Origin of the sequence: Sphingobacterium sp. UBA7038, from assembly GCF_002494055.1 — a bacterium.
Taxonomy (GTDB): domain Bacteria; phylum Bacteroidota; class Bacteroidia; order Sphingobacteriales; family Sphingobacteriaceae; genus Sphingobacterium; species Sphingobacterium multivorum.
The window spans coordinates 12,989-39,141 of record NZ_DLAV01000026.1; the positions used below are offsets into that span (position 1 = coordinate 12,989).

General features: G+C 39.0%; 25 protein-coding genes. 9 read left to right on the plus strand and 16 right to left on the minus strand.

Annotation, left to right across the window (positions count from 1 at the left end; genetic code table 11):
• Nucleotides 1-3: 3 nt before the first annotated feature.
• From B3H30_RS17855 to B3H30_RS17880, 6 genes are all read right to left on the minus strand, one after another.
• On the minus strand, nucleotides 4-1,185 hold the full coding sequence (locus B3H30_RS17855; protein ID WP_070561968.1) for a metallophosphoesterase family protein: 1,182 nt from the start codon (nucleotides 1,183-1,185) through the stop codon (nucleotides 4-6).
• Nucleotides 1,186-1,204: 19 nt separating this feature from the next.
• Nucleotides 1,205-1,972: an endonuclease/exonuclease/phosphatase family protein gene (locus B3H30_RS17860; RefSeq protein ID WP_070561970.1), complete on the minus strand. Its 768-nt coding sequence runs from the start codon at nucleotides 1,970-1,972 to the stop codon at nucleotides 1,205-1,207.
• 191 nt (nucleotides 1,973-2,163) lie between these two features.
• On the minus strand, nucleotides 2,164-3,189 hold the full coding sequence (recA, locus tag B3H30_RS17865) for a recombinase RecA (RefSeq protein WP_070561972.1): 1,026 nt from the start codon (nucleotides 3,187-3,189) through the stop codon (nucleotides 2,164-2,166).
• Nucleotides 3,190-3,256: 67 nt separating this feature from the next.
• Nucleotides 3,257-3,934 carry an endonuclease III gene (gene nth / locus B3H30_RS17870; protein ID WP_070562044.1) on the minus strand — a complete coding sequence of 226 codons (678 nt, stop codon included), beginning with the start codon at nucleotides 3,932-3,934 and terminating at the stop codon, nucleotides 3,257-3,259.
• Nucleotides 3,935-4,101: 167 nt separating this feature from the next.
• Entirely contained in the window at nucleotides 4,102-4,293 is a 192-nt protein-coding gene (locus tag B3H30_RS17875; RefSeq protein WP_139144906.1) for a hypothetical protein, read from the minus strand.
• Nucleotides 4,294-4,373: 80 nt separating this feature from the next.
• Nucleotides 4,374-5,999, minus strand: coding sequence for a S8 family serine peptidase (locus B3H30_RS17880; protein WP_070561974.1), 1,626 nt, complete (start codon nucleotides 5,997-5,999; stop codon nucleotides 4,374-4,376).
• Between the two features lie 368 nt (nucleotides 6,000-6,367).
• Here B3H30_RS17880 and B3H30_RS17885 point away from each other — a divergent pair, with 368 nt between their 5' ends.
• The gene (locus tag B3H30_RS17885; RefSeq protein WP_254667650.1) at nucleotides 6,368-8,410 is read left to right on the plus strand and encodes a S9 family peptidase; all 2,043 of its coding nucleotides are present in this window, start codon (nucleotides 6,368-6,370) and stop codon (nucleotides 8,408-8,410) included.
• 43 nt (nucleotides 8,411-8,453) lie between these two features.
• Here the strand turns inward: B3H30_RS17885 and B3H30_RS17890 are convergent, their stop codons facing one another.
• Entirely contained in the window at nucleotides 8,454-8,717 is a 264-nt protein-coding gene (locus B3H30_RS17890) for a hypothetical protein (RefSeq protein WP_046674987.1), read from the minus strand.
• A 575-nt stretch (nucleotides 8,718-9,292) separates the two neighbouring features.
• Between B3H30_RS17890 and B3H30_RS17895 the strand changes: the two genes are divergently transcribed.
• The 3 genes from B3H30_RS17895 to argC all read left to right on the plus strand — a co-directional run bounded on the left by B3H30_RS17895 (nucleotide 9,293) and on the right by argC (nucleotide 12,471).
• Nucleotides 9,293-10,009 carry a GNAT family N-acetyltransferase gene (locus B3H30_RS17895; RefSeq protein ID WP_070561978.1) on the plus strand — a complete coding sequence of 239 codons (717 nt, stop codon included), beginning with the start codon at nucleotides 9,293-9,295 and terminating at the stop codon, nucleotides 10,007-10,009.
• A 161-nt stretch (nucleotides 10,010-10,170) separates the two neighbouring features.
• Complete coding sequence (gene argG / locus B3H30_RS17900) at nucleotides 10,171-11,355, plus strand: argininosuccinate synthase (protein ID WP_070561980.1); 1,185 nt, start codon at nucleotides 10,171-10,173, stop codon at nucleotides 11,353-11,355.
• Between the two features lie 102 nt (nucleotides 11,356-11,457).
• Complete coding sequence (gene argC / locus B3H30_RS17905; RefSeq protein WP_139144907.1) at nucleotides 11,458-12,471, plus strand: N-acetyl-gamma-glutamyl-phosphate reductase; 1,014 nt, start codon at nucleotides 11,458-11,460, stop codon at nucleotides 12,469-12,471.
• A 272-nt stretch (nucleotides 12,472-12,743) separates the two neighbouring features.
• On the opposite strand, the gene B3H30_RS17910 is transcribed toward argC, so the two are convergent.
• The 4 genes from B3H30_RS17910 to B3H30_RS17925 all read right to left on the minus strand — a co-directional run bounded on the left by B3H30_RS17910 (nucleotide 12,744) and on the right by B3H30_RS17925 (nucleotide 16,145).
• Nucleotides 12,744-13,430, minus strand: coding sequence for a hypothetical protein (locus B3H30_RS17910; protein WP_139144908.1), 687 nt, complete (start codon nucleotides 13,428-13,430; stop codon nucleotides 12,744-12,746).
• Between the two features lie 10 nt (nucleotides 13,431-13,440).
• Nucleotides 13,441-14,163, minus strand: a complete 723-nt coding sequence (locus B3H30_RS17915) for an intradiol ring-cleavage dioxygenase (protein ID WP_070561986.1) — start codon at nucleotides 14,161-14,163, stop codon at nucleotides 13,441-13,443.
• 75 nt (nucleotides 14,164-14,238) lie between these two features.
• Entirely contained in the window at nucleotides 14,239-14,928 is a 690-nt protein-coding gene (locus B3H30_RS17920; protein ID WP_070561988.1) for a LytR/AlgR family response regulator transcription factor, read from the minus strand.
• A gap of 62 nt (nucleotides 14,929-14,990) precedes the next feature.
• The gene (locus B3H30_RS17925; protein ID WP_070561990.1) at nucleotides 14,991-16,145 is read right to left on the minus strand and encodes a sensor histidine kinase; all 1,155 of its coding nucleotides are present in this window, start codon (nucleotides 16,143-16,145) and stop codon (nucleotides 14,991-14,993) included.
• Between the two features lie 428 nt (nucleotides 16,146-16,573).
• Between B3H30_RS17925 and B3H30_RS17930 the strand changes: the two genes are divergently transcribed.
• A complete protein-coding gene (locus B3H30_RS17930) occupies nucleotides 16,574-17,866 on the plus strand; it encodes a DUF3472 domain-containing protein (protein ID WP_070561991.1) in 1,293 nt (430 codons plus the stop codon).
• A gap of 105 nt (nucleotides 17,867-17,971) precedes the next feature.
• On the opposite strand, the gene B3H30_RS17935 is transcribed toward B3H30_RS17930, so the two are convergent.
• Nucleotides 17,972-18,808, minus strand: a complete 837-nt coding sequence (locus B3H30_RS17935) for a hypothetical protein (RefSeq protein WP_286710088.1) — start codon at nucleotides 18,806-18,808, stop codon at nucleotides 17,972-17,974.
• A gap of 273 nt (nucleotides 18,809-19,081) precedes the next feature.
• Between B3H30_RS17935 and B3H30_RS17940 the strand changes: the two genes are divergently transcribed.
• From B3H30_RS17940 to B3H30_RS17955, 4 genes are read left to right on the plus strand one after another with little or no spacing between them, the layout of a single operon-like run.
• Nucleotides 19,082-19,597 carry an RNA polymerase sigma factor gene (locus tag B3H30_RS17940; protein WP_286710087.1) on the plus strand — a complete coding sequence of 172 codons (516 nt, stop codon included), beginning with the start codon at nucleotides 19,082-19,084 and terminating at the stop codon, nucleotides 19,595-19,597.
• A gap of 41 nt (nucleotides 19,598-19,638) precedes the next feature.
• Entirely contained in the window at nucleotides 19,639-20,328 is a 690-nt protein-coding gene (locus tag B3H30_RS17945) for a hypothetical protein (RefSeq protein ID WP_286710086.1), read from the plus strand.
• Between the two features lie 6 nt (nucleotides 20,329-20,334).
• Nucleotides 20,335-20,856, plus strand: a complete 522-nt coding sequence (locus tag B3H30_RS17950) for a DUF4252 domain-containing protein (RefSeq protein ID WP_046674926.1) — start codon at nucleotides 20,335-20,337, stop codon at nucleotides 20,854-20,856.
• A gap of 6 nt (nucleotides 20,857-20,862) precedes the next feature.
• Nucleotides 20,863-21,408: a DUF4252 domain-containing protein gene (locus B3H30_RS17955; protein ID WP_083295802.1), complete on the plus strand. Its 546-nt coding sequence runs from the start codon at nucleotides 20,863-20,865 to the stop codon at nucleotides 21,406-21,408.
• Between the two features lie 91 nt (nucleotides 21,409-21,499).
• Here B3H30_RS17955 and hemL read toward each other — a convergent pair whose 3' ends face one another.
• The 4 genes from hemL to hemC all read right to left on the minus strand — a co-directional run bounded on the left by hemL (nucleotide 21,500) and on the right by hemC (nucleotide 26,077).
• Nucleotides 21,500-22,810, minus strand: coding sequence for a glutamate-1-semialdehyde 2,1-aminomutase (hemL, locus tag B3H30_RS17960; protein ID WP_046674928.1), 1,311 nt, complete (start codon nucleotides 22,808-22,810; stop codon nucleotides 21,500-21,502).
• Between the two features lie 87 nt (nucleotides 22,811-22,897).
• Entirely contained in the window at nucleotides 22,898-23,290 is a 393-nt protein-coding gene (locus B3H30_RS17965; RefSeq protein WP_139144909.1) for a hypothetical protein, read from the minus strand.
• A 141-nt stretch (nucleotides 23,291-23,431) separates the two neighbouring features.
• Nucleotides 23,432-24,400 (minus strand): porphobilinogen synthase, encoded by a 969-nt coding sequence (gene hemB, locus B3H30_RS17970; protein ID WP_286775310.1) that lies wholly within the window; start codon nucleotides 24,398-24,400, stop codon nucleotides 23,432-23,434.
• Between the two features lie 90 nt (nucleotides 24,401-24,490).
• Entirely contained in the window at nucleotides 24,491-26,077 is a 1,587-nt protein-coding gene (gene hemC / locus B3H30_RS17975) for a hydroxymethylbilane synthase (protein WP_070562001.1), read from the minus strand.
• Nucleotides 26,078-26,153: the final 76 nt, after the last annotated feature.

The following is a 26,153-nucleotide window of genomic DNA, read 5'->3' on the forward strand; positions in this document are numbered from 1 at the left end:
TTTCTATTTTTTAAATAATCCCAATTCTGTTCCGTCGTCTCTAGTCATCCGAATATTCAATGACTTGTTGTTCCCGGCCACATCGATGATGGTTCTTTTCCCCGCTTTTGGACCACCACCTATAAAGACAGGGTAATTGTGGTCTTTATCTGCTGGATAGTATCCATATTGATGGGTGTGGCCCGAGATCATGGCATCAATTTTATATTTCTGAAACAGGGGATGGAAACATGCTCTGTTATCCAGGGTGCCATGCCAGTCGTCCGAATGAAAAATTGGAATATGGCTAATGACAACAGTATGTTGAGCACGCTTTCTTTCTTTGGATTGGAGGACCTGTTCCAGCCATTGAGCCTGTTCTTTTCTGTAGTTATCGTAATCGACTGTTCCGGCGTATACCTCATGATTGTCAGGCTTGTCTTCGCCACTGTCTAGCATGATCCAAAAAATAGGCCCTCTTTTAAAGGCTTGGTAATACTTGTTGTCCGGATAACCAAAATATCGTTTGAAATTACGAGCGAAAGATCCCCTTGTCTCATGGTTTCCTCGATTCATGATGAATGGTTTGCTTGTCGCAAAAAATTCAATTGGCTTTAGCAATTTCTCTGTGATATCTTGCTGATTGGTGACATAATGAAATGAGTCTCCATTCATCACAAAGAAATCGTAAGGCGCGATATCCTGATTTGGGATAAGGTCATGATAACTGCTCTTTTCCTCATGTACATCGTTATATACAAGACAGCGAATCTGCTCTTGATCGCTCTTGGCTAATTTAGCCTCAAAAATAGGTGTTTCTATTTCTTGGCCATATACAATTTTATAAGGATCGAATTTTTGGACTTCCTTCGCCTTGATGCGATAGCGAAATGAGCGCGGCGCGTCCTCAATTGTAAAATGAAAAAAGTCAGTATTGGCGTTGATCATCCCATCTTCGGATTGGTAGATTTTTTTATGGACATTTCCTGCGTTATCGAGAATCTCGAGCCAAGCAAAAGCCTCTTTGCTCAAAATTGTAAAAATACTGACGCCTGTTTCCGTTTGATTCTGTAGATAGGCAGGTACGAGAAAACTGAACTCGCCTTCTGCCTCATTTGCTTCTTTTTCTTGCGCGACGCTTATATTCGGTAATGTAATCCCAGCCAGCGCCAGGACTTCTAAAAATCTTCTTCTGTTAAAATTCATATTTAAAGGTCACAAGTGGTTATTTAATATTTATCTCGACATATAATGGACGATGATCACTAGCGTATTTCTCGTCCAAAATTCGATGGTTAGAAAACCTTGCGGCAACTGTTTTATTGATCATGATATAATCAATTTCAGTAGTGGGTTTATCTTGAGGAAACGTAAATCCATTGGCAATACTGCTTTTTGTGAATATTTTGCTAAGTTCAATAATCGCTGGATCATTGGGCTCGGAGTTCAAATCACCGACAAGGATGGTGGGTAACTTTTCGTTTTTGAAGCGATTGGTGATGAATTTTGCCTGTTCGATTTTGTTTTTGTCTTTCAGGTCAAGGTGTGTATTCGCAAATAAGAGTTTCTTTTTGTGAATAGTGACTTCGATTACAGATAAACTACGTGTTTCGCTTTCCACAGGTGAGGGTAGAAGCTGTTTTTCTACACGTTCAATCGGATTTTTTGACAATATGGCGGTGCCATATTCACCTTTATCCAAGTCTATTCCTTTGGAAAATATATAGTGCATGCCTGTTAATTCGGCTAATTTCTTGGCTTGATTTTCAAAATATGATCTACCGAGATTAACATCGATTTCCTGAAGACCTACAATGTCAGCTTTGGAATTTTTAATAATCTTGGCAACCGTGTCAAGATTGATAATAGATTCTTTTTCAGTGGGTGGGTTTCCATGATGGATATTGAACGAGAGTACGCGTATTGTTTGTGCATGTAGATGGAATACTGAGCTTAGCAGTATTAGAAGGAATAGAATTAGTTTACGATTCATTGTTTATATTAAGTTTAGCATTTGGATGTCAGGCGTTTTTAATTCGCCTTTCTAAAATTAATAAAATCTATGAGTACAAATTGAAAACTTTGGACATGTAACAAAATAATCATCTAAGCACTTGAACTTTCGCAAAAAAATAGCCATCCTAAACAGGATGGCTACCTACATTATACTAATTTTTACAGGAACTAGTCTTCGTTTTCCTCGGTGTTAAGCATTGGATCTTCTCCTGTCACTTCAGCGCGGATTTTAGCTTCAAGTTCGTCCATTAAATCTGGATTGTCGAATAATAAGGCTTTAACAGCGTCTCGACCTTGTCCTAATTTGGTCTCACCATAGCTAAACCAGGAGCCTGCTTTTTTAATAATACCATATTCAACACCTAGATCAATGATTTCACCTACTTTAGAGATACCTTCACCAAAGATGATATCAAATTCCGCTATGCGGAACGGAGGGGCTACTTTATTTTTTACAATCTTCACTTTTACGCGGTTACCCGATACTTCATCAGAATCTTTGATTTGTGATGTACGACGGATATCTAAACGTACAGAAGCGTAAAATTTTAAGGCATTACCACCAGTTGTTGTTTCTGGGTTACCAAACATGACACCAATTTTTTCACGCAATTGGTTGATGAAAATACAACAACAGTTTGTTTTTGAAATTGTACCTGTTAACTTACGTAAAGCCTGAGACATCAAACGAGCTTGAAGCCCCATTTTAGAATCGCCCATTTCGCCTTCGATCTCGCCTTTTGGTACCAAAGCCGCAACGGAGTCAATGACAATAACGTCGATTGCACCAGAACGGATTAGGTTATCAGCAATTTCTAAACCTTGCTCACCATTATCCGGTTGAGAAATCAATAAATTTTCTACATCTACGCCTAATTTTTGAGCGTAATATTTATCAAAAGCATGTTCAGCATCAATGATTGCTGCAATACCGCCTTTTTTTTGTGCCTCTGCAACAATGTGAGTTGCTAAGGTAGTTTTACCCGAAGATTCAGGTCCGTATATTTCAATGATACGGCCTTTTGGTACACCGCCAATGCCTAAGGCGATATCCAAGCCTAGAGATCCTGTAGAAATAGCTTCGATCGGCTCAACAGCAGTATCCCCTAACTTCATAATTGAACCTTTTCCAAAGTTCTTCTCCAATTTATCTAACGTCAGCTGTAAAGCCTTTAGTTTATCTGTGTTGCTCATATTTTTAGTATATATTTCTCAAAATTAAAAATTAAAAATCATAAACCAAATATTTTCACTAAAAAAATTAGCTTTTTGTTTCTGATATAGCTGAAACACTTTTTATATGGTGATTTTTTTCAAAGTATTTGCACATATAAGTAATAGGGCATTTCTCACACATTGGTTTTCGGGCCAGACATATGTAACGTCCGTGTAAGATAAGCCAATGATGAGCAATGGCAATTGTATCTTTGGGTAGATTTTTTACCAACTGTTTTTCTACAGCCAATGGCGTTGTCGCACGATAGGTTAGCCCAAGACGATTTGCAACACGAAAAACATGGGTATCTACGGCCATCGCCGGATTATGATAAACAACAGATGAAATGACATTAGCAGTTTTTCGACCTACACCAGGAAGTTTCACAAGATCCTCAATTTTTTCGGGTACAATGTTGTTGAACTTTTCAATCAGTAGTTGAGCCATTCCAACAAGGTGTTTGGCCTTGTTATTTGGATAGCTTACGGATCGTATATAGCTAAACACCTCGTCTACACTAGAAGCTGCCAAACTGTGTGCATCAGGGTAGCGTTCAAACAATTTGGGCGTGACTTGGTTGATCCTTTTATCTGTACATTGTGCAGATAAAATAACAGCGACCAGTAATTCAAACGGATTACTATAGTTGAGTTCTGTCTGTGCGTCAGGACTATTTTTGGAGAAATAATCTACGAAAGCCTTGTATCGTTCTTGTTTTAACATCGGTTCAAAACTAGCCAAAATTTCCATCAAAAAAGAAATTTTGAAACCTACTACATGGTGAATACTCTGATTTTAATGTGCAAAACGGAAGGGAAGTCTCAACTGTTTTGGATCATAGATAAATCAAGACGATATTAAGGTTAAAAAATAAGGCCTAATCTCCCAGATTAGGCCTTTCTTTTTTCCAGTTGTTTCGAATATGCCAGGATATTCTCTACACTTCTTTTGCTTGGATGAAGCAACATTTTTGGTAATTGAAGTTTCAATTCATTTTCTATGTCCTCGTCTGTCATTACCTTCTCGTTTTGGGTTAGCAAATTTTGAACTTCGTTTTCTGATTGGGTAAAGTTTTCTACCATAAGCATCTGTTGTTTTGTCTCTGTAAGTTAAATAATTAAACGGACAAAAGATAGTTTTGGTATAAAAAACGAGAAAATATTTATTTTTTCTTTTTGTTGGTATATTCTTCTGCTTTTATAATGGCGTTATAAGCATTGACGATTCCTCCGGTGACCGAGATGTCCGCTAATCGAACCGTTTTGGTGGCATCTTCACCAACCTTTATCTGTACCAGTTGGTTCGGCTTTTCCACCGATTCCATAATAATCTGTTTGGTTTCCACCGCGCTCAAATTGGGATAATAAGATCGAATCATTGCCGCCAGACCAGCGACAACGGGCGCAGCCATACTCGTGCCCTGTTCTTCTTTATACTTGGAATCTGGTACCGTTGAGTTGATGTGGACGCCAGGAGCAAAAACGTCGACCGTTTTTTTGCCATAATTGGAAAAATCGGCTAATAGTTCATTGTCCAAATGAAGACCGGTTGCGCCTACGGTGATCCATGCATTGGCAACTCCGGTGGTATCACCTTTTCCATCCGTATAATACTTCATTGGAAAATTAGGTTCTATATCGTTATCTTCACTGTCATTTCCTGCGGCATGAACCATCAATACATCTTTGGATTCAGCATATCTGATGGCATCGTCTACGGCCTGCTTATTATGGGCATAACTTTTCCCAAAGCTCATGTTCAGTACTTTGGCTCCGTTGTCTGCAGCGTAGCGAATAGCATTTGCGACGTCTTTGTCACGCTCATCACCATCAGGGACGAGTCTAACCGTGAGTATTTTAACGTTATCCGCTACTCCATTGATACCGATATTATTATTGCGTTTTGCACCGATAATTCCTGCGACATGGCTGCCATGTAATGCATCTGGTCCCTTTACGTCCGCGTTGCCATAATGGCGCTCTGAAGCATCTTCATAATTATCGCCAACAATAGGTCGAGAATCGTATGCTTTGTTTAAATGATAATCAACTTGATTGTTGAAATATTTTGCACCTTCGGTGATATCATCAAAAAATTTGGCAAAGCCGCCGTTGTGGATTTCATCCTTTGCATAGCCCAGTGCGATGCGTTGCGTATTTGTGGTCGCTTTGAAATTGTCTATGTCCTCCTGTGTGATATCCTCGGGCTTTTTACCTATTTCACGTACCACAGCGTCTATGTTGCGTTTGAGCGCATCGTACGAAAATTGACCCATTTTAGCTTCTTCTAGCTTGTTTTTATATTTGGCAAGCATTTTTTGATAACTAGCGAAAGCTTTTCGACCAGCTTCATTGAGTTCTGTTGCCGCTGTGATGTTTGCAAACTTTTCGTCCAGTATCCTAAGCTGTCTTGTCAGTTCAAGGTTGTCAAACTGAACATCTTCTCCATTGGCGTTTCCAATAAAGTTCCAGCCATATTTATCATTGATATAGCCATTGCCATCATTATCTATACCATTTGCAAGACTATCCTTCACATTGATCCACACGACATCTTTGAGGTCCTCGTGATAAACATCCACACCTCCATCCAATACGCTAACGATGACTGGAGTGGATTTTCTCCCTTTCAATAAAGTTTTATACGTTTTTTCGGTACTGATTCCCATCACCCCATCCGTTTTATAGTCCAAATTAAACCAATTTGCTGGAATGGTATCCGATTGTCCGAAAGAGATAAGTGGCAATGAGCCTAAAGCAATTAGATATAGTGATTTTTTTAAATTCATATGTAAATAATTCTTAATGAAGTGTCTGCTTTCAATGATTGCCATGAACGCATTCCACCTGGTTATTCTCTCCTGTGTGTTTTAATTTTTTTTCAAGAGCGTGCCTGCTCATTTATTCCTAACTATAGCAGAATAGCAAAGATAATGCTAATGCTTCTTCTGAACTGTTAATTTTTATTAAAAGTATTTATAATCCATATCTCTTATTAAACTGTTGACGAAATATCTTAAATTCAAATCTTTCTAGGAGGCTCCTGTTTTATGGGATGGTCCGGACAGCAGAATGAGAAAGCGTTTATATTAAATAGCGAATAAGAAAGCGAATGCAACAAAATAAAAAAATAGTTTGGCCTAATGTAATGGCCCCAATGGCAGCAGTTTACCCTCATGTAAGAAACATACATGATGATGCTGTGCGAGATGATTATTATTGGATGATTGATTACTTTAAAAAAGGAGAAAAAGCTCAAGAAGTTATTGACTATCTGGAAAAGGAAAACGATTACACCAGTTTGATGCTTCAGGATACAGTAGACCTACAGGAGGATCTTTTTCACGAATTGAAGTCCCGTATTAAGGAAAAAGACGAGTCGGTACCTTATTTCAAAAATGGCTACTACTATTATAGCCGTACGGAAGAGGGGAAACAGTATTTTAAATTCTGTCGGAAAAAGGGTACGCTTGAGGGCGAAGAAGAAGTGCTATTGGATGTAGATCAGCTTGCCCAAGGGCATGCATATTATACGGCAAAGGGATTTTCGGTTAGTCCGGATAATCGTTTGCTTGCCTTTAGTGTGGATACCGTATCCCGGAGGGAATATACCATATTTATCAAAAATATTGAGACCGGAGAAATTTATCACGACCAGATAAAGAATACAGAGGGGGCAGCGATATGGGGAAATGATAACCTGACGTTGTTTTATACGGCTAAAAATCCTATAACTTTACTTAGCGAGAGGATTATGCGACATACATTGGGCAGCGATACAAAAGCGGATGTGGCCGTGTATGAAGAGAAAGATAATACAAATTATATTGCTGTCGGGAAATCCAAAAATGGAAAATATATCATCATCAATTCTGAAGGGACATTGTCTTCAGAAATTTGGATATTGAATGCTGATTTACCGCAGTCGGAATTTCGCGTTTTTCAGCCAAGGATACACAATGTTCTCTATTCGGTCATTGCATTGGACGATCGCTTTTTAATTCTGACCAATGATGAGGCCATCAATTTTCAAATCATGCAATGTCCCTTAGATCGTACAGAGCGCGGTAACTGGCAGACATTCATCGATCATCGACCGGATGTATTGGTCAGCGATATTAAAGAGTTTAAGGGTTTTCTAGCTATTGCTGAACGAAAAAACGGATTGACTCAATTGGCAATTTATAATTTAAATAGTCAGCAACAGCACTATTTGGATTTTGGAGAAGTTACCTACACGGTATATCCGGCTATTAATGTTGAATACAACAGCGATAAGTTGCGATATGGCTATACTTCTTTAGTGACACCAAGCTCAGTCTATGAATATGACATGGCTAAGCAGGAGAAAGTATTGTTAAAGCAACAGGAGATTTTGGGTGGATATGACCAAGCTGCATATATCAGCGAGCGTGTTTTTGCAACGGCAAGAGATGGTATTCAGGTGCCGATCTCTATTGTTTATAAAAAAGGAACCAAACTTGATGGTTCAGCTCCATTGTTGCAATATGCCTATGGATCTTACGGGGCATCGATGGACCCCACTTTTTCGAGCAATCGACTGAGTTTGTTGGATCGTGGATTTATCTACGCTTTGGCACATATCAGAGGTGGAGAGGAAATGGGGCGGCAGTGGTATGAAGATGGGAAAATGATGCATAAGATGAATACCTTTTATGATTTTGTGGATTGTGGTAAATACCTGATTGATCGACATTATTGTACACCCGAACATCTTTATGCACAGGGGGGAAGTGCAGGAGGTTTGCTGATGGGCGTAGTCGCTAATATTGCGCCCGAGCTATATCATGGCATAATAGCTCAGGTACCGTTTGTGGATGTAGTGAATACCATGTTGGACGATACTATACCGTTGACTACAAATGAATATGATGAATGGGGCAATCCCAATGAAAAGGAAGCTTATAGTTATATGAAGGCCTATTCTCCATATGAAAACATTGAAGCAAAAGAATACCCCAATTTATTGGTCACAACTGGGCTTCACGACAGTCAGGTGCAGTATTTTGAACCAGCAAAATGGGTGGCTAAACTTAGGGCAACTAAAACCGGAGGTACGGTTTTACTTTTAAAGACAGATATGGATTATGGCCACGGTGGGGCATCTGGTCGATTTGACTACTTAAAGGAAATTGCATTGGAATATGCTTTTCTCTTTAAATTAGAAGGTCTTATTTGAAATTATACAAACGAACAATAAAAAAGCGGCATTCGCCGCTTTTTTATTGTTGAGCATGATTAATGCTATCCTGTTGTTTTTGTAAACGCTCTTCCCGCTCGATCTCTCTCGAGTCGATCTGATGCTGTTGATAATTGTCCATGGCCACTTTACTGGCTTTCTGCGATACGTAAATCGCTAATAGGGCAACAATAGTAATGATTGCTATTCCCCAGGCATATTTATGTTTGTCCTGTTTGACGAGCCAATACATAAAGATAATGTAAGGGACAGCAAAAATAAGATAGAAAATTAAACTCGGTGACATACTATTCTCCATTAAATGATCCCTACAAAAGTATTGTTTTTGACTAAAAATAACGAACCGATAGGAAAAACAACAATTTCAATTGATAAAGCCTTAAACCTTTATACGTTTTGTTGTCAAATTAATATCGCTAATGTGCGCGGTCTATTGCCGGCTTATTGCGGATTAATTGCTTGAAAATGAAGCTTACAACGCGGTTTTGATGGTAGATTGTAAATTTTTGATTTTTGCAAAAAATCAATTAGAATATTGTGGAAAAGAAAAAAATATTTTTATACATTTGCATCGTCAGAAACAATTGACAGCGCATTAAAAAATGAAACAGAACAAAAAGAACGATTATTCTTATACTCAAGCTTTTGAGAAGTTTATGAGGAAGGTCTTCTGTGCTTTCATTTTTGTAGAAATACCTGTTTTACGCCTCCGACGACCTATACTACCTCGGGCTTGATTTGAGGTAGTGAATCTTTCCAAGCAAGACCATGATTGTCCGATGGTTTTGAATCCATTATTTTAATTTATTTAGTAACAAAACACGACAGTAGTTGTTGTTTTATTATTAGGGTCGTAAGTCAATGACTATATCAGATTTTTTAATTATCCCGGCTAAACCTGAGCATGCACATTATGCAGAGGTTATTTGCGACGAAATGTTCGAGTCTGCAAAGGCTCGTGGTACTGGTATTGCGCGTCGTAAACCAGAATACGTTGCCAACAAGATGAATGAAGGTAAAGCAGTGATTGCTTTACATAGAGATGGCCGATGGGCAGGTTTTTGTTATATAGAAACTTGGGGGCATGGTGATTATGTTGCGAACTCAGGTTTGATTGTCAATCCCGAATTCAGAAAAGTCGGTTTGGCAAAAGCGATCAAAAAAAGAGTCTTCGAACTTTCCCGTGAGAAATACCCTAAAGCGAAGATCTTTGGTTTGACAACCGGGTTTGCCGTGATGAAAATCAACTCAGAACTAGGCTATGAACCGGTTCCATATTCCGAATTGACCTCCGATGATGAATTTTGGAAGGGTTGTCAAAGTTGCGTGAATTATGAAATTCTGATGAGCAAAGACCGTAAAAACTGTATGTGTACAGCCATGCTTTGGGACCCCGAAGAGAAAGAACGTGAATTGCGAGAGAAGATCCAGCGCAAGCATGAAGCGAAAGAACGCTTGGAAAGAATTACACAAAAACAGTCTCTGCTAAAGCGTATACAGGCGAAGTTTTGGAAATCGGCCAATAAATTTATTGCCGTCAATTTTCCGAAGCATAACAAAGTAGCAAAAGGATATTAAGCTAAAGCTGATCGATTATATTGAAAATTGATGTAACAGGTAACTGAAGACGTTCATAATAACAAGATCAGTTCAAGGTTCTCTCAACATAATAATAAAAAACCGAGTGAAACGAGCTTAAGTCAGCCGTTGAAAACAAACACTCATAAAATAACATTCTAATGAAAAAAGTAGTTTTAGCATTTAGTGGCGGATTAGATACTTCATTCTGTTGTATTTATCTTACACAAGATTTAGGTTTAGAAGTTCATTCCGTAGTTGTAAATACAGGTGGTTTTTCGGATGAAGAATTAAAAAATATTGAAGAACGTGCTTATGCTTTAGGTGTGAAATCACATACAGCTATAGACGAAACGGCAGACTATTACCGCGAAACTATTAAATTTTTGATTTTTGGCAATGTGTTAAAAAATGCGACTTATCCATTGTCAGTATCTGCTGAGCGTGTATGCCAAGCAACCGCAATTGCAAACTACGCAAAGAAAATTGGTGCTGAATGTGTTGCTCATGGATCTACCGGTGCAGGAAACGACCAAGTACGTTTCGATATGATTTTCCAGACCCTGATTCCAGGAGTGGAAATTATCACCCCAATCCGTGATCTGCAATTGTCGCGTGAAGCCGAAATTGAGTATTTGAATAAGCATGGTGTAGAGTATTCTGCTGAAAAAGCAAAATACTCCATCAATAAAGGACTTTGGGGTACTTCTGTTGGTGGAGCAGAAACATTGACATCCAACCAATATTTGCCTGAATCGGCATGGCCTACTCCAGTGACTTCTTCAGAGCCACAACAAATTACAATCGATTTTGAAAAAGGAGAGCCTGTGGCCTTAAATGGTGAGAAAATGGCTTCTGTTAAAGTGATTCAAGAATTACAGGCAATCGCTCAACCATACGGTATTGGCCGTGATATCCACGTGGGTGATACCATCATTGGTATCAAAGGTCGTGTGGGTTTTGAAGCTGCTGCTTCTGTCATTTTAATTAAGGCACACCATGCCTTAGAAAAACATACCTTGACCAAATGGCAATTGTCTTGGAAAGACCAAATCGCTGCTTTCTATGGAAATTATATGCACGAAGGCCAAATGCACGATCCCGTTATGCGTGATATTGAAGCATTCTTGCAATCTTCACAAGAAACAGTGACTGGCCGAGTGATTGTTGAACTTCACCCATACCGTTTTGTCGTCATTGGTGTCGAGTCTGAACACGATTTGATGTCCAATAAATTCGGTAGCTATGGTGAGATGAATAAGGGCTATACAGGTGACGATGTGAAAGGTTTCTCCAAAATTTTTGGAAATCAAACCATCATTTGGCACAAAGTGAATAAAAAATAAACCGTGTTTTGTGCCCTGTATTTTTTCTTAACGTAAAATTGATAAGAAAAAATACAGGGCATAATGGGGGACAACACATCCCTAAATTCTAAATTCAAAAAAATGATAAGAGTAGGAATAATTGGTTCGGCAGGATATACTGGTGGTGAATTATTACGTGTATTGATTTATCATCCTGAGGTGGAAATCGTATTTGCTAATAGTGCTTCCAATGCAGGAAATAAGTTATATGAAGTTCACAATGATTTATTTGGCGATACTGAATTGACCTTCTCTTCCGACTATCACTCCGCGATTGATGTCTTGTTTTTATGTGTGGGCCATGGAGATGCACGCAAATTTTTAGATGCAAATCCGATCGATGCATCCGTGAAGATTATTGATCTTTCACAAGATTATCGTCTTCGTGCGAATACAGCTTTCCAAGGGCACCAATTTGTGTATGGGCTTCCAGAACTAAACAAAGAAGCAATCAAAACAGCGCAGTATATTGCAAACCCAGGATGCTTTGCTACAAACATACAATTGGCTTTATTGCCATTAGCGAGTAAAGGCTTATTACCGGATCAAATCCATGTTAATGCAACGACTGGATCAACAGGAGCGGGGCAAAAACCGGGTGCAACCACGCATTTTTCCTGGCGTAACAATAATCTTTCTGCTTACAAATCTTTTGAACACCAGCATTTACAGGAAATTTCAGAATCTTTGGATCAGCTGCAAGCGGGATTTTTACCGGTGTCAGCAGGATCGTTGTTGGAACGTGCTGCAGCAAAAATTAATTTTGTTCCACAACGTGGAGATTTTGCCCGGGGAATTTTCTCGGCTATTTATGTAGACACCGATTTGTCTGAAGAGCAGGCCTACGCATTGTATGAGAGCTATTATGCCGCTCACCCTTTTACGCATATCAGCAAAAAAAATATCGACCTTAAGCAGGTTGTCAATACAAATAAAAGTATTATCCACCTCGAAAAGCACGGAAATAAGCTCCTTATTTTAAATGCGACTGATAATTTGCTTAAAGGAGCATCCGGTCAAGCTGTACAAAATATGAACTTAATGTTCGGTTTAGACGAGCGTACAGGATTAAACTTGAAAAGCGTTGGTTTTTAACCCTTTTTAGGATATTAAACAGCAATATTAACAAGTTGTGAATAACTTGGGAGTTCGTCCTGAAAGCGAAATAAGGTTTTCAACATTTTATTAATATCGTGTGGAAAAGTGAAGGGTAGCCCCTTCACTTTTTTATGAATCGGTCTTTCGAAACGTACATTATCCAGTTATGAACAATGATATGTCGTTTTTCAAAAAAACGGACTCTTATGTCGACAGCCTATTGAATCAGAGTGAATTGATAGGTTGGACTTTGATGATGGATATTATTTTTAGAAACTCAAAACTACCAAAAGGCCAGTTGCTGATAAAAATTCGATGTCCAAATTGTTTGAATATGGTAGATAAAGACCATCAAATGGATAAAGGATGCGTTCTTCAATTTCAAAATTACCATCTAACGTAAATGCAAATACGTTTTTGTGGTCTGGGCCAGTTTGTAATTCAAAATCATGTTTTCCAGCAAATGCACCGAAGTAGAACTGAAAATCAGTAGCTAAATCGGTGCCTACAGGATACATCTTGTTTTTCTCAAATGAAGATGTAAATGGAAGATCCACGATATGAGGTAGTGTAGGAGTGTGTATTGTCGAATTAAGTCCAAATTCTTGAAAGGTCACTGGGCCTTCAGTTTCGGACGATGCCCTTATATGAATTGCCGTACTATTTCCAGGATTGCATATTAAGATTGTCCCAACGGGTACCGTGTAGGTTTGGCCATTCATTGTTACAAGTAGATCCCCAATCAAAGGAATCAAAAGCGAGACCGTACCTTTATTGGTCGGGAGATCCAAAGTGCCTTGAGGCGCAACTTCCCAGTTATTGACCTGTTGAAGTCGACCAATAGCTTCCCGGTGAGGAGCAGCAAAGGAGCCATAATTGAGGGTGCTCCTGACTAAATGTGTTCCGGTAGATGTTTCCCCTCGCTGTTCCGCGATATAGATTCTAATATCCTGCATGATCAGGCTGTTAAGCATTAACATGAATCGTCATTTTCATTTGGAAACCTTCAGATAAGGATCCTGTGACCGTAGACATTTCTTTGGTAACACCATCGCTGAATACGTTGTCATTGGCATTATAGGTATATCCTGAAACACCTTTTTTGTAACCATAAGATGAACCTGTATTATTGACTTCAAGACACAGGCTATCTTGAAAAGCGATTTGTGTCACTAATAGCGATTTACCGGTAGCATCATATACATGGACGTGAATATGTGTTGCTCGGCCTTGATACCAGCCCGGAAAGATGGTTTGGAAAGAAACAAGTCCATTGGCATTGGTAACTTGTCTACCACGATACCAATTGACAGACTGATAGTTGCTGGATTGCATTTGTGTTCCACCATATTGCGAGTAATTACCTTCCACATCACAATGCCATATATCCACTAAGGCACCTTCTAGTGCCGCACAGTTATTATTTGTATTGACAATAGTAATTAAACCGAGCATATTAGCCCCAATACCATCACCTTTGCGTATATCTGAGCGGACATAACTTGAAGGTGTTTTTGTCGGAAAGGGCCCTTCGGTTTCAGATGGTGTCACACTACAGCTTGAATCGACATTGACGTCAGTGCCCTCGTCCGTGGTTGATGCGGTATCGTCTTTCTTGCAGGCTGCCCAGACCATTGGACCTGTAAATGCCAGCAATGATAAGGTTTTTATAAAATTTTTGCGTTCCATATCTCTTCTTTTTTATGAATGGAAGCAAGGTAGTGGACGGAGATGTAAAATAATGTTAAGTGTCGATAAAGAGGCTTATTGCATCGACGAATCACGTAAACATTTGATCACTTCATTATAGTACCCATCGCCGACTTTCAATGTGAAGTTGGGTAATTGTATTTTACGTTGTGAAAACGTAATGATGTGTTTGACCGCGATAACAAAACTGCGATGAATGCGGATAAACTGATTTGGCGGTAAACGATCCAACATGGCTTTCATCGTCGACAAAGTCAATATTGTTTTTCCTTGTATGAGATGAATTTTGATATAATCTTGCATGCTTTCCAAACACTCAATTTCATCAAGGTAGATTTTGATGCGTTGATATTCCACATTAACGATTAAGAAAGGGCGATGGCTCTGTGAAGCTGAACGTGTCATTGCCTTATCGATAGCCCGTTCAAAACGAGTGAAGTCAAATGGTTTGAGAAGATAGTCTACTGAATCAAGTTCAAATCCATCTATCGCATATTCTTTATGTGCCGTAGTGAAAATCAATAAGGGTCTTGGATTTAAGTTTTTTGCAAAATCAATACCGTTGATTTCGAGCATATCAATATCCAAAAAAATCAAATCAACACTGTTATTGGCGAGATACAACTTCGCTTCATGGGGGTTATTGAAGGTTCCAGCAAGCTGTATAGCGGGATGCTTTGCTGTGAACGTAGAAATAACACGAAGAGCCAATGGTTCATCGTCAAGAGCTATGCAAGTTAACATCGATTAAATTAAGATAGACTGCTTTATGTATACATAATCGTATAGCCTAATATAAAAACAATTTATGGAGAAATATAGAGGATAAGCTGAACAAAAAAAGAATGATCCTCCTGTTGGATCGTCAGGCGGTGCCTGTCGGCATAAAAATGTTCCAATAGACGTTGAACATTTTTAAGGCCTGTTCCTGTGCGGTGTTGTTCGGTTGACTGTGTAGCAATGCTATTCTTTACATTTAATGTGCAGGATGTTGGCGTTAGAATGACCTCAAAACTTAATTGGCAGGGCTCTATGGTGCTTAATCCATATTTGAACGCATTTTCAACAAAAGGAAGCAGCACAAATGCGTGTATCGTTTTAGGGTGTTCGAGCCCCGTATAGTGTTCACTGATCGAACAATTCGGGCCAATGCGTAGCTTTTGGAGATTGATAAAATCTTGTATAGCCTGGATTTCGATCTTGATGTCAATCGTATCACTGTGCCGTTCATCCATGTAATAACGCATTAATTGCGAAAGACGATGAATACTACTTGCGACGGCATCATCATTGGTCAGTGCCAATGCGTAAATATTATTTAAGGTATTAAACAAGAAGTGGGGGTGGACTTGCGCTTTTAAAAAGGAAAGTTCGGCCTTCATACGGTCTTGTTCGACCAATTGCATTTTTTGCTGCGTTTCCATCCAATAGGTTACGATTCTATAGAGCGCGGCAAGGCTAATAGTTAACAGGAAAATATACACAGAAGCGATATCGATAGGTTGTGGCCGTTGTCCCGGGGATTGCCCTGGACCTCGGTATGGGAAATGCCTAGCAGATGGTGGCGGTGGAAAATCAGGATGATGCCTAGGTGAAAATTCTCTGTCCCCAGGGGTCGGTAATTGTTGACGTCCAATACGCATCAGCCGGTCAAAGGGCTGAAGATAGCAAGCTAGTAACAAACCTGTCAAAATAATGGAGATTCCGTAACTGATAAATTTTCGATGCTTTATGCTGTATGGAATCAGTACATAGGCATTGACATAAAATAGGATTAAAAAACAGCCTGTGAAAATCCAAAATGCCGGTGCAAAAAGTATTTCCTTAATTTCCAATTGACCGTTGTTAAAAAATAGTACTGGAAAGGATAAGAAAATAAGCCAGGCGAGTCCATGGATCAATATGGAGATTTGTTTTTGTCCTAAGATACGTTTTGATGTGCTATAAGCAGATTTGTCCATGGAGCTTGCTATTTTAGCTTTTATAAAAGGGGACTCTGATCCTAAAAATACACAAAAAGATTAGATCGTATTTTTAAAATGTTAAAATATACATCTCATTTTATAATAGTTCATTTAAATGGAAAGGAATGGTGGTCAATTATTGCCGTTTTTTTACACAATCGATTGATATACATTTCCTTTCTTTTTCTGTAAATCTAAGCCTTATCTTCATCAAATAATCCAGTTTCACAAACCGATACCATCTTTATTCAATAGTAAAGTGCAGCATAAAGGTAGCTGATAAATTGAATTTCGGAACTAATAAAGTAGTCGGTTTCGCGAAGTATTAGAATGTAATAGCATCTCGAGTTTATGACGAATATGAATAACCGCAGGTAGTATAACTAGCTTAAGGTTGATATATAAATTGATAAAAAAAATAAAGTATGAAAAGAAAACACTTTATCCAGTATCTCTTTCTGGGAGCTTTATCCTGTCTTTCGATAAGCGGTATCGCACAGACAGCAGGGAAGACGTATGCCGTTCCTCTAGCCGGGAACGCTTTCATCACCGCAGGGCAAGCCGGTGATGCGGAAATTTCCGGTCGTAATGGCCTCGTAAAATGGTCAAGCAATCAGGAAGTGGCATCGGTTTATTTTCGGGCTCAGAAAGCAGGGAAATTGACATTAAAGCTGAAAGCGAAAAATGATGCTGGGAAATCTAAAATAGAAATTGACGCACTAGGGAAAAAAGCCGTTGTAGATGTTGAAGGAAATGAACTTGCCGAAACAGCTCCGCTGTCCATTGAAATAAAGGCTCCCGGTTATGTTCGGGTCGACCTAAAAGGAGTCAGTAAATCGGGCAGTAATTTTGCTAATGTGACAGAACTACTTGTTAGCGGTGAAGCCGCGTCAGAAGGACTTATCTATTCTGATAACCCCGACTATTACTACTGGTCCCGAAGAGGACCTTCCTGTCATCTTAATTATACCGTTCCTACGGAGGGCAACGTGAGTTACTATTATAATGAAGTTACCGTCCCTCAAGGCGAAGATAAAGTTGGTTCCTATTTTATGGCGAATGGTTTTGGCGAAGGCTACTTTGGTATACAGGTTAATTCAGAAACCGAGCGACGTATCTTATTTTCCGTATGGAGTCCATTCCATACAGATGATCCGAAAAGTATTCCAGATGAGCAAAAAATCCATCTACTAAAAAAAGGAAAGGATGTGCATTCGGGCGAGTTTGGAAATGAAGGGTCAGGCGGGCAGAGTTACCGCAAGTACTTTTGGAAAGCAGGTATAACCTATAAGTTTCTCTTGAAAGGTGTGCCCGATGGAAGAGGAAATACCGACTATACCGCCTGGTTTTTTGTACCTGAAGAGAATGCATGGAATGTGATCGCAAGCTTCAAACGTCCGCAGACAAATACCTACCTGAAACGATTCCATAGTTTCTTGGAGAACTTTAGTCCGAATCAAGGCTACCTGGGTAGAAAGGTTGAGTTTGGCAATCAATGGGTCTATGATGGGCAATGGAAAGCTGTACAAGCGGCTTCTTTCAGTGTGGATAATACCTATCGTGCAAATCAGCGCATTGATGCAATCGGCGGCATCAACAAAAACGGATACTTTCTTAGAAATGGTGGTTTCTTTAGTGACGTTGTTAAGCAAGGAAGTAAGTTTGAATTCCGGAATAAAAATAATGCACCAGAAATTGATTTTGACAAACTACCTTAATCAAAAAGGAATAAAGACGATGCCTTATTGTTGCTCAAAGTTTATCCTAAACAAAAAAGAGTCGCATTTCAATGCGACTCTTTTTTGTTTTGTACAGCTCTGGATTTATTTTTCAGACAGTTTGATATCACGTTCTACCGAAACATTATCTCCGGTAACAGCATTACCATCCTTATCTACTAGAGTCAATTTTACTTTATTGTTGCCCATTGGCAGGCCTTTTATCTCATATGGGCCCCATTTGTCCAATGTAAATGTCTGGCCATTGATATCTGCAATTACCTTGTTGCCATCTGGAGCAAGTTTGGTATTGATTACGTAAAAATCTAACAGGAGATTTTTTGTTTCATCTCCTTTATACTCACCTTTAGGTCGAGAATAGAAAAGTGATGATTCCTTTGGTGTTGCATCCGTCGTCAATTTACCCGTTGCATCAATCTTAAATTTTACCAATTTAGAAGCTTCAGTGGTTTTTATGGATTCATGATAGGATCTTGATAAAAATGAGAGCAGGTAATGTTCCGAATTTAACGGTACTGTTACAGAGTTCTCGGGCTTGTAGAGAGCCGTGTAAGGTTTATTGTCTAAAATAAAATGAATATGTTGCCCATCATGCGAATTTGCCATATGGGCAGCATGGGCATCATCGGTCATCTCCGTTAATTTGAAATTCTTAATCGCATATTTTACAGTTACTTTTGCGGAGTCTGTTCCTACCTTTTCTGCAGTGATCGAGGCGATCTGCAGATCAGCTCCAGGAAATTCTTTCGAGTCTGCAATAGGACTAACGGTGATTGAGTCCATTTTCTGTGCAGTATTTGTGTCCATACTGCTGCTTGAGTCAGCTCCACCTGTACTTTTCGTAGATGAGTTGTTACACCCGATAGCGCCTACCATGAGCGCTACTGCAGCAGTAATACCGATAATTCTGTAATACTTCATAATTTTTTTGTTTAATTTTTTAATCATTCAGCATCTTAAGTAACAGTCTATGTTCCTATTTTGTTTGTAATAAGGTTAAAAATAGGCCGTTTGGGCTACTCATTGAAGTTTAATACACAGTGAATTAAATATTTTTAAAAAAATAGTCATATTAGATGTAATAAATCGATAAGCTGAAATGTCTTGATAATATAAAAGGCACAGGTGATACGGAGATGGGGCAAAAGCCGATTAGAAGATTAAAATAGCGTAAGTCTCAATATTGACGATAACATGAACCAAGAGCAATTTAAAAATACCGTTTTCATCCATAAGGATAAGCTATTTCGCTTTGCGAAACGGATCTTGGTTGATGATGATGAGGCTTTTGATGCGGTACAAAATGTGATGATGCGGTTGTGGCAATTAAAAGATCAGCTGCTTCAATATAAAAATATGGAAGCCTTCTGCATGCAGAGTGTTAAAAATGAAGCGCTCAATCGTCTAAAAAAAGATAAGGTCAGGGCAGACTTTGTTGAGCAGCATCAGGTTGTTACCATGACGGAACATACTGTTGGGAATACGAAAGAAATTATCCTTGAAATGATCAATTCCCTTCCCGAAAAACAACGGCTTGTTATGCATCTGCGCGATGTTGAGGATTATGACATCGATGAAATCGGTGAAGTATTGGAGATGGGCGAGTCTGCGGTAAGAGTTAATCTGATGCGTGCTAGACAGAAGGTAAAAGAACAATTGACAAAATTATTCGATTATGAAACCATGAGGATTTATTCTGATAAGAAATAAACACGATTGTTTCATCGTCTTTGAAAATAAGATGAACAGTGATGAAAGATAAGAAATTAAAAGAATTGGAAGAGAAGTACTTTAATGGCCAGTCGTCATTAGAGGAAGAAAGAGCATTGAAAAGCTCGGATGATGCTTTTTTTCAATCATTGAATCAGGAAAAGAATAGGACAATGGATTGGTCCTTTGAGGACTTCCAAAGTGAGATCAATGATGATAAGAAACGTATTATCTGGTGGAATAATAGCTGGATAAAATATGCAGCAGCAGCCATGTTGTTAATGGCTATTGGAATTGCACTATTCCTAAATCAGGAACCAACAACGCGAGTACCTGTACTTGCCGAAAAGGAAATGAAAGAGCTAAAATCCGCGGACAAGAAGCTGATCGAACAACAAAATGAAGAAACGGTAGTTTCCAATGCTAATGATGGGACCCCTTCGGTGGAAAGCGGTAAGACGTTACAGATCGCAGAAACGCTCAAACATTCTAAAGTTAAAAAACGAGCGAAGGCATGGACTGAAAAGAAGAAAATAGTTGCTGAAAGTCTGCAATCAGTCGAAAGTGAACCCTATCAGGCAGATTATGTGGTTTTGAATGGGAAACCTGTCGCGAACGAACAGGAAGCTGTTGAACTGACCCTAAAATCTTTAGGCTTACTGGCAAATAATCTGGAAAATGGTGTAGATAAAGCAATGAATATAAAACAAATGTCAATAACGATTAACTAAAATAAAATGAAAGGTTTTTTAATAGCTTGCCTTCTACTTGTAGCAAGTATGGCAAATGCACAAATTTCAAAATTGGATAAACTTTTTGAACAATATCAAGGAAAGAAAGGTGTGACAACACTAAAAATCGGGGCGCCGATGTTCAAGCTATTGGGTAATTTGAAAATAGACGATGAGGATATGCAGACAATTACACCACTACTTAAGAATGTTAAATCGTTGCGGATGCTGATTGTTGAAGATGGGGAGGATAAAGCCTTAACAGGTATTATTCAAGGGGCAGTTTCAAATTTAAAGTATGAAGAACTCATGTCGCTCAATAATGAAGGTCAGGATATCCGGTTCATGGTCGAAAATATGTCTGCAAATGCCGACATCTTAAACAATCTGTTACTAACGATCAACGGAGATGGGCAAAATCTATTTATGATCCTTGACGGGGCTATACCGTTGAAAGACGTGACTAGCTTGGTCAACGAAGGGAACAATAAAGTGAGTAAGAATAAAGGTGATAACAACAAAAAGTAGAAGATTATGAAAAGATTACTAACCTTGTTGTGCCTAGTTGGCGTTCTTTTCTCCATGCAGTCATGCATGATAAAAAAAGCCTCCAATATGGATTTCGTCAGCCGGTCTAATGTATCGGACGACGCTGAGATTGTTGCCATTAATTTACCGATGTGGTTAACAAAACCCTTTATGAAAAAAGCCTTAAAGGACGATAATGATGAAGAGTCTCGTGCAATGGCTGAAATTGTAAAGAAATTAAAGAAGTTCAGAATGCTGACACTTTCAAATAATGACAAAACGAAGAATGCACGGATTTTGGACGATTACCATAAGTTTTTGAAGAAGAACAAATTTGAGGAATTACTGGTTATTAACACGGATGGACAGGAGATTTCGCTGAATGCGCGTATTGATAAGAATAATGTTATTCAGCGGGTTTCTCTACTCGTTCATGATAACGAAGATGAAAGTGTTTTTATGGATATCAAAGGTAAGTTTTCATTGGATGAACTTATTGCCGGACTAAATAAGATGAAATCTAAAGATAAGAAGCTGGCAAACAAACTCTAATAAGCACGTTGATTCGAGCCTATACTTCCACTAACCTATAAAAAAAGCCCTCTAGTAATATACTGGAGGGCTTTTTTATAGTAGTTTGATTTTATGCACTAAAGACAATGTCTAAAGCATCGAAAATATGTTTTTTTGCCTGGTCAAGATCCGCTGCTGTATGTGCATCAGAAACAAAGCCTACTTCATAGCCTGAAGGACCAAAATATACGCCACGATTTAACAATTCGCGGTGCATAATTTTATAAGATTCCATCGATTTAGGATCGATTTCACTCGCTTTTTTAATTTCGTGCTGTTCTGTGAAGGCAAACCAAAAAATAGAAGCCACATGGAAAAGTTGAACTTTATATCCTTTCTCCGCAATATAAGTACGCATATCATTGACGAAAGCTTCTGTTTTGGCATTTAAATTTGTGTAGAAATCCTTTTGTGCCAAGATACCTAATGCGGCAATGCCGGCAGCCATAGCAACTGGATTTCCGGATAAAGTTCCGGCTTGGTAAACTGCACCATCAGGAGATATACAGGCCATCAATTCTTTTGAGGCTCCATAGGCACCAACAGGCATTCCGCCACCAATAATTTTGCCGTAGGTAATAATATCTGGTTGTACGTCATAGTAAGCCGAAGCACCTTCAAAACCAATACGGAATCCCGTGATCACTTCATCCATAATCAACATTGCACCATGTTCTTTGGTGATATTACGTAAGAAGTGAACATATTCCTTAGATTGCAACAATAAGCCATTGTTTGCAGGTATACCCTCAATAATAACTGCGGCAATCTGATCTTTAAATTCTGCAAAAGCAGCTTCTAAAGCTTGCTTATCGTTTAATTCGATAACAATGGTTTCGTCTGCAAATGCTTTAGGTACACCAGCCGATGATGTCTCACCAAAAGTGACCAAACCAGAACCCGCTTTAACCAAAAGAGAATCGGAGTGGCCATGATAACAGCCATCAAATTTGATGATCTTATCACGTTTCGTGTAGCCTCTAGCCAAACGGATTGCAGACATTACGGCCTCAGTTCCGGAACTGACAAAGCGAATTTTCTCAATAAACCTATTGTTTTCGATAATCAACTCAGCCAGTTGGTTCTCCAACGCAGTGGGAGCGCCAAAACTTAAGCCTTTCCCGAGTTGTGCCGCTACAGCTTCACGAACTTGATCATTATTGTGCCCTAAAATTAAGGGGCCCCATGAACAACAAAAATCGATGAATTCATTTCCGTCAGCATCCCACAGGTGTGCTTTATCGCCACGCTCAATAAATAATGGGGTACCATATACGGATTTGAAAGCCCTAACAGGAGAGTTTACGCCTCCAGGGAAATATTGTTTTGCTTTTTCAAATAGCTCAGCAGATTTTGCTCTTGAAATATCAGGTGCTTGCATAGTCTATGTATTTGAATGCGAAGTTATCTTTTTTTAAGAAGATAAGTCTCATAGAAACGTAAGGAATCCATAATAGCCTGATATTAGCTATTTAAATTGAGTAACAGCTTCTTTTTTTAGCAATTTTATTTCCTGTTTATTGACAAACAGGATAATCTCATTTGCTGACTTAATTTCAATCTCAAAAGCCGTCTTGTTATCACTATATTTTCCAAAAAGATTTGGACTAAAAAAGTAGCCACTAAATTTTCTGCGATTTAATATAGCAATGCTATCTACTTTCTGATGAATTGAGGTCTGGGGACCCTGAGGGTTTGAATTTGAAAAGGTAAATAAGGCGTCACCATTCTTATTAAATGTGATTGATTTCAGCTTAGCGTTGTCCGCAATCCAATTGCCTTCCAAAAAGAAGTAAAAGGTAGTTTCATGTATGGAGGGAGCCAATAAAAGGAAACTGCTGATTATGATACTTTTTAACATAATAAGGCGCATTATAATTTTCTGTTTGACCGCAATGTCGTAAAAAGGTTTAAATAATATTTTAAAAAAACAGAAGCTCGAAAATGAATTCCCGAGCTTTTGTTAGTTAAATTCCGATTATCGAAGATAATCTGAAAGTTGTTAAATAAAACCTTTCTCCAATACTTCTTTGGAGTGGTAGGATAAGATTGCTGTAGCGCCAGCACGTCTGAAGCTCAATAACGTTTCTAGGATGACACGTTCGTCTAACCAGCCGTTTTGAATTGCCGCCTTTAACATCGCATATTCTCCACTGACATTATATACTGCAATTGGTAGATCGAAGTTGTCTGCAAGAAGTTTAACGATATCTAAGTAGGGAAGTCCTGGTTTCACCATCAGAAAATCCGCTCCTTCCTGTGCGTCGAGCTGTGCTTCAATAAGCGCCTCTTTTGCATTGGCAGGATTCATCTGGTAGGTCTTTTTATCGCCATGCTTGGGTGCCGAGCCTAAGGCATCTCTAAAAGGACCATAATAGGCCGAAGCATATTTTGCCGTATACGACATCAAAGAAACGTTAGTAAAACTATTATGGTCCAATAGCTCACGGATGTAACCGATGCGGCCATCCATCATATCTGATGGTGCAATGATATCTGCACCTGATTGTGCATGTGCCAAGGCCATTTTGCCCAATACCTCTAATGTCTCATCGTTTAGGATCTCACCGTTTTCGACAATTCCATCGTGCCCGTCACTGCTGTAAGGGTCCATGGCAACATCCGTTACGATACAAGCCTCCGGAAAATTTTTCTTTACCGCAGCAATTGCACGTAAGTATAAACTTCCATCACGGTAGCTTTCTGTAGCATATTTGTCTTTTAATGACTCTTCAATGTTAGGGAAAAGATCAAATGAACGTAAGCCCAACTTCAGGCAACTTTCCACTTCCTTCAATAGATTGTCTATTGAATAGCGATAGATGCCTGGCATCGATTTAACCTCAGTTTTTTGATTTTGCCCATCGACGATAAAAAGTGGGAAAATCAAATTTGACGCGTCTAAACGTGTCTCTTGAATCATGTCGCGAATCACGGCAGATTTACGATTTCTTCTCGGACGTTGTAACATTATATTAAGATTATTTATGATCTATGTTGTTTATTTCAAAGTCAGTGGAATCGTTTACCGACGTTGAAATACAAACTACTTTATACGATTCTAATACTCCAATCCAAAAACGGCTTCAGAAAGACCTATTTCATCTGGAGAATAAGGAAGTGCATAAGGGACATTCATCTCATCAAACTTTGCACCGGTAGAGCGGCCAATACAGATTACTTTTTGGCCTGGTTCCAGTAGGTTGTCTGCAAAATATGCTTCCACATTGCTCGGACTGGTAAAGACCAATACCTCCGCATTGGATGGATCTACATTTTCTTCTAAGACCGTTTCATATACCGGTATATTGATAATTTTTGTCTCCGGGCTTAATGCTTTTTGGATCGTCTCCAAAGATTCCTTCGCACGTGGTATAAGCACGGTACCACCATTGGCCAATTCAGCAAATTTCTTCGCAATTTCCTCCATATTGATGCCCTCACTGTCGCCAGAGAAATCAGCAACGCGGTCATATTTGCGCAAAATCTCTTCCGAGCCACGGCCAATGACACCAATCTTGGTCTTTTTGCTCAAACGTGGCTCTAAATTGAAAAAGTGCTCAATACCATTCTTGCTTGAAAATATAATCCAATCCACGTGTTTTAGGATAAAAGGATCCAATTTGTTGATGATGGGGAATATTTTGATCAAAGAGCGGCCCTCAATAGTAATATTGTGCTTGGCCATTGCTCTTGCGAAATAGGAATTTTCGTCTACCTCCCGGGAAATAAATACAGATTGTGGCAATTTTCTATCCTTTGCATATTTGCTGAAAATACGCTCCGCTAACCGCGTCGCATCGGTATCTCTAAGGTAAACACGGTCAGGAAAATCTTCGCTTGTGTCAGCAATAGAGGCCCAAGCTTCGTATTCATCACCGCTTTTACGGCAATAACAGCCTAATGGCGCATGACATCCCGCGTCAAATTTATTTAATACCAAACGTTCTACGGAGATTGTTTTTGCTACTTCTTCATTGTTTAAGGGCTGTAAAGCGTCAAAAAGTTCCTTGTCAACTTCACGGATCTGAATAGCAAGTACTCCTTGCGCCGGTGCCGGGATAATTTCAACAGGAGGAATCTCTTCCACATGAAAATCTGTAATATCCATTTCAATACGGCTAATACCTGCCTTTGCAAGTACGATAGCATCGTATTGCTCATCACGTAGCTTCTGGATTCTTGTCTGTAAATTACCACGGAGATCGTCAAATTCTAGATCCGGACGTAGCGCCGAGATCTGCGCTTTTCTACGGTTGGATGATGTCCCAACAGTCGCATTGTGTTTTAATGAAAGACGTTTTTTGATATCCACACAATCTTTGTGGATAATCAATAATTCAGCGGGATCTTCACGCTCAGAAACCGCTGCAATGATCAATCCCGGAGGGTTGACCGTAGGTAAATCTTTGTGTGAGTGTACAGCTAAATCAATGGTCCCGCTTAAAAGCTCCTCTTCAAGCTCTTTGGTGAAAAATCCTTTGCCTTCTAATTTATCCAAACGAAGGTGTTGAATGATATCCCCTTGTGTTTTAATGACTTTTAATTCTGCTTCAATTCCGATTTCTGCCAATCGATCTTTTACAAAATTTGCCTGCCACATGGCAAGAACACTTCCCCGGGTACCAATAATTAGTTTTCTATTCACGTTAATTTTACTTTACCTATTAAAACAATCACAAAATGTTCCCCCAGTAGCGACGTATTCAACTAGCACAGCATGT

Bases quoted from the DNA above. Each gene is read 5' to 3' on its own strand.
- B3H30_RS17920 (WP_070561988.1), bottom strand. From the start codon at position 14,928: ATGTTAACTTGCATAGCTCTTGACGATGAACCATTGGCTCTTCGTGTT.
- B3H30_RS17855 (WP_070561968.1), bottom strand. From the start codon at position 1,185: ATGAATTTTAACAGAAGAAGATTTTTAGAAGTCCTGGCGCTGGCTGGG.
- B3H30_RS17880 (WP_070561974.1), bottom strand. From the start codon at position 5,999: ATGAATTTAAAAAAATCACTATATCTAATTGCTTTAGGCTCATTGCCA.
- B3H30_RS17860 (WP_070561970.1), bottom strand. From the start codon at position 1,972: ATGAATCGTAAACTAATTCTATTCCTTCTAATACTGCTAAGCTCAGTA.
- B3H30_RS17910 (WP_139144908.1), bottom strand. From the start codon at position 13,430: ATGCAGGATATTAGAATCTATATCGCGGAACAGCGAGGGGAAACATCT.
- B3H30_RS17895 (WP_070561978.1), top strand. From the start codon at position 9,293: ATGACTATATCAGATTTTTTAATTATCCCGGCTAAACCTGAGCATGCA.
- B3H30_RS17875 (WP_139144906.1), bottom strand. From the start codon at position 4,293: ATGGTAGAAAACTTTACCCAATCAGAAAACGAAGTTCAAAATTTGCTA.
- recA (WP_070561972.1), bottom strand. From the start codon at position 3,189: ATGAGCAACACAGATAAACTAAAGGCTTTACAGCTGACGTTAGATAAA.
- nth (WP_070562044.1), bottom strand. From the start codon at position 3,934: ATGTTAAAACAAGAACGATACAAGGCTTTCGTAGATTATTTCTCCAAA.
- B3H30_RS17915 (WP_070561986.1), bottom strand. From the start codon at position 14,163: ATGGAACGCAAAAATTTTATAAAAACCTTATCATTGCTGGCATTTACA.
- B3H30_RS17935 (WP_286710088.1), bottom strand. From the start codon at position 18,808: ATGAAGTATTACAGAATTATCGGTATTACTGCTGCAGTAGCGCTCATG.
- B3H30_RS17955 (WP_083295802.1), top strand. From the start codon at position 20,863: ATGAAAAGATTACTAACCTTGTTGTGCCTAGTTGGCGTTCTTTTCTCC.
- B3H30_RS17940 (WP_286710087.1), top strand. From the start codon at position 19,082: ATGAACCAAGAGCAATTTAAAAATACCGTTTTCATCCATAAGGATAAG.
- B3H30_RS17945 (WP_286710086.1), top strand. From the start codon at position 19,639: ATGAAAGATAAGAAATTAAAAGAATTGGAAGAGAAGTACTTTAATGGC.
- B3H30_RS17965 (WP_139144909.1), bottom strand. From the start codon at position 23,290: ATGTTAAAAAGTATCATAATCAGCAGTTTCCTTTTATTGGCTCCCTCC.
- hemB (WP_286775310.1), bottom strand. From the start codon at position 24,400: ATGTTACAACGTCCGAGAAGAAATCGTAAATCTGCCGTGATTCGCGAC.
- argG (WP_070561980.1), top strand. From the start codon at position 10,171: ATGAAAAAAGTAGTTTTAGCATTTAGTGGCGGATTAGATACTTCATTC.
- B3H30_RS17890 (WP_046674987.1), bottom strand. From the start codon at position 8,717: ATGTCACCGAGTTTAATTTTCTATCTTATTTTTGCTGTCCCTTACATT.
- B3H30_RS17930 (WP_070561991.1), top strand. From the start codon at position 16,574: ATGAAAAGAAAACACTTTATCCAGTATCTCTTTCTGGGAGCTTTATCC.
- argC (WP_139144907.1), top strand. From the start codon at position 11,458: ATGATAAGAGTAGGAATAATTGGTTCGGCAGGATATACTGGTGGTGAA.
- B3H30_RS17950 (WP_046674926.1), top strand. From the start codon at position 20,335: ATGAAAGGTTTTTTAATAGCTTGCCTTCTACTTGTAGCAAGTATGGCA.
- B3H30_RS17925 (WP_070561990.1), bottom strand. From the start codon at position 16,145: ATGGACAAATCTGCTTATAGCACATCAAAACGTATCTTAGGACAAAAA.
- B3H30_RS17885 (WP_254667650.1), top strand. From the start codon at position 6,368: ATGGCAGCAGTTTACCCTCATGTAAGAAACATACATGATGATGCTGTG.
- hemL (WP_046674928.1), bottom strand. From the start codon at position 22,810: ATGCAAGCACCTGATATTTCAAGAGCAAAATCTGCTGAGCTATTTGAA.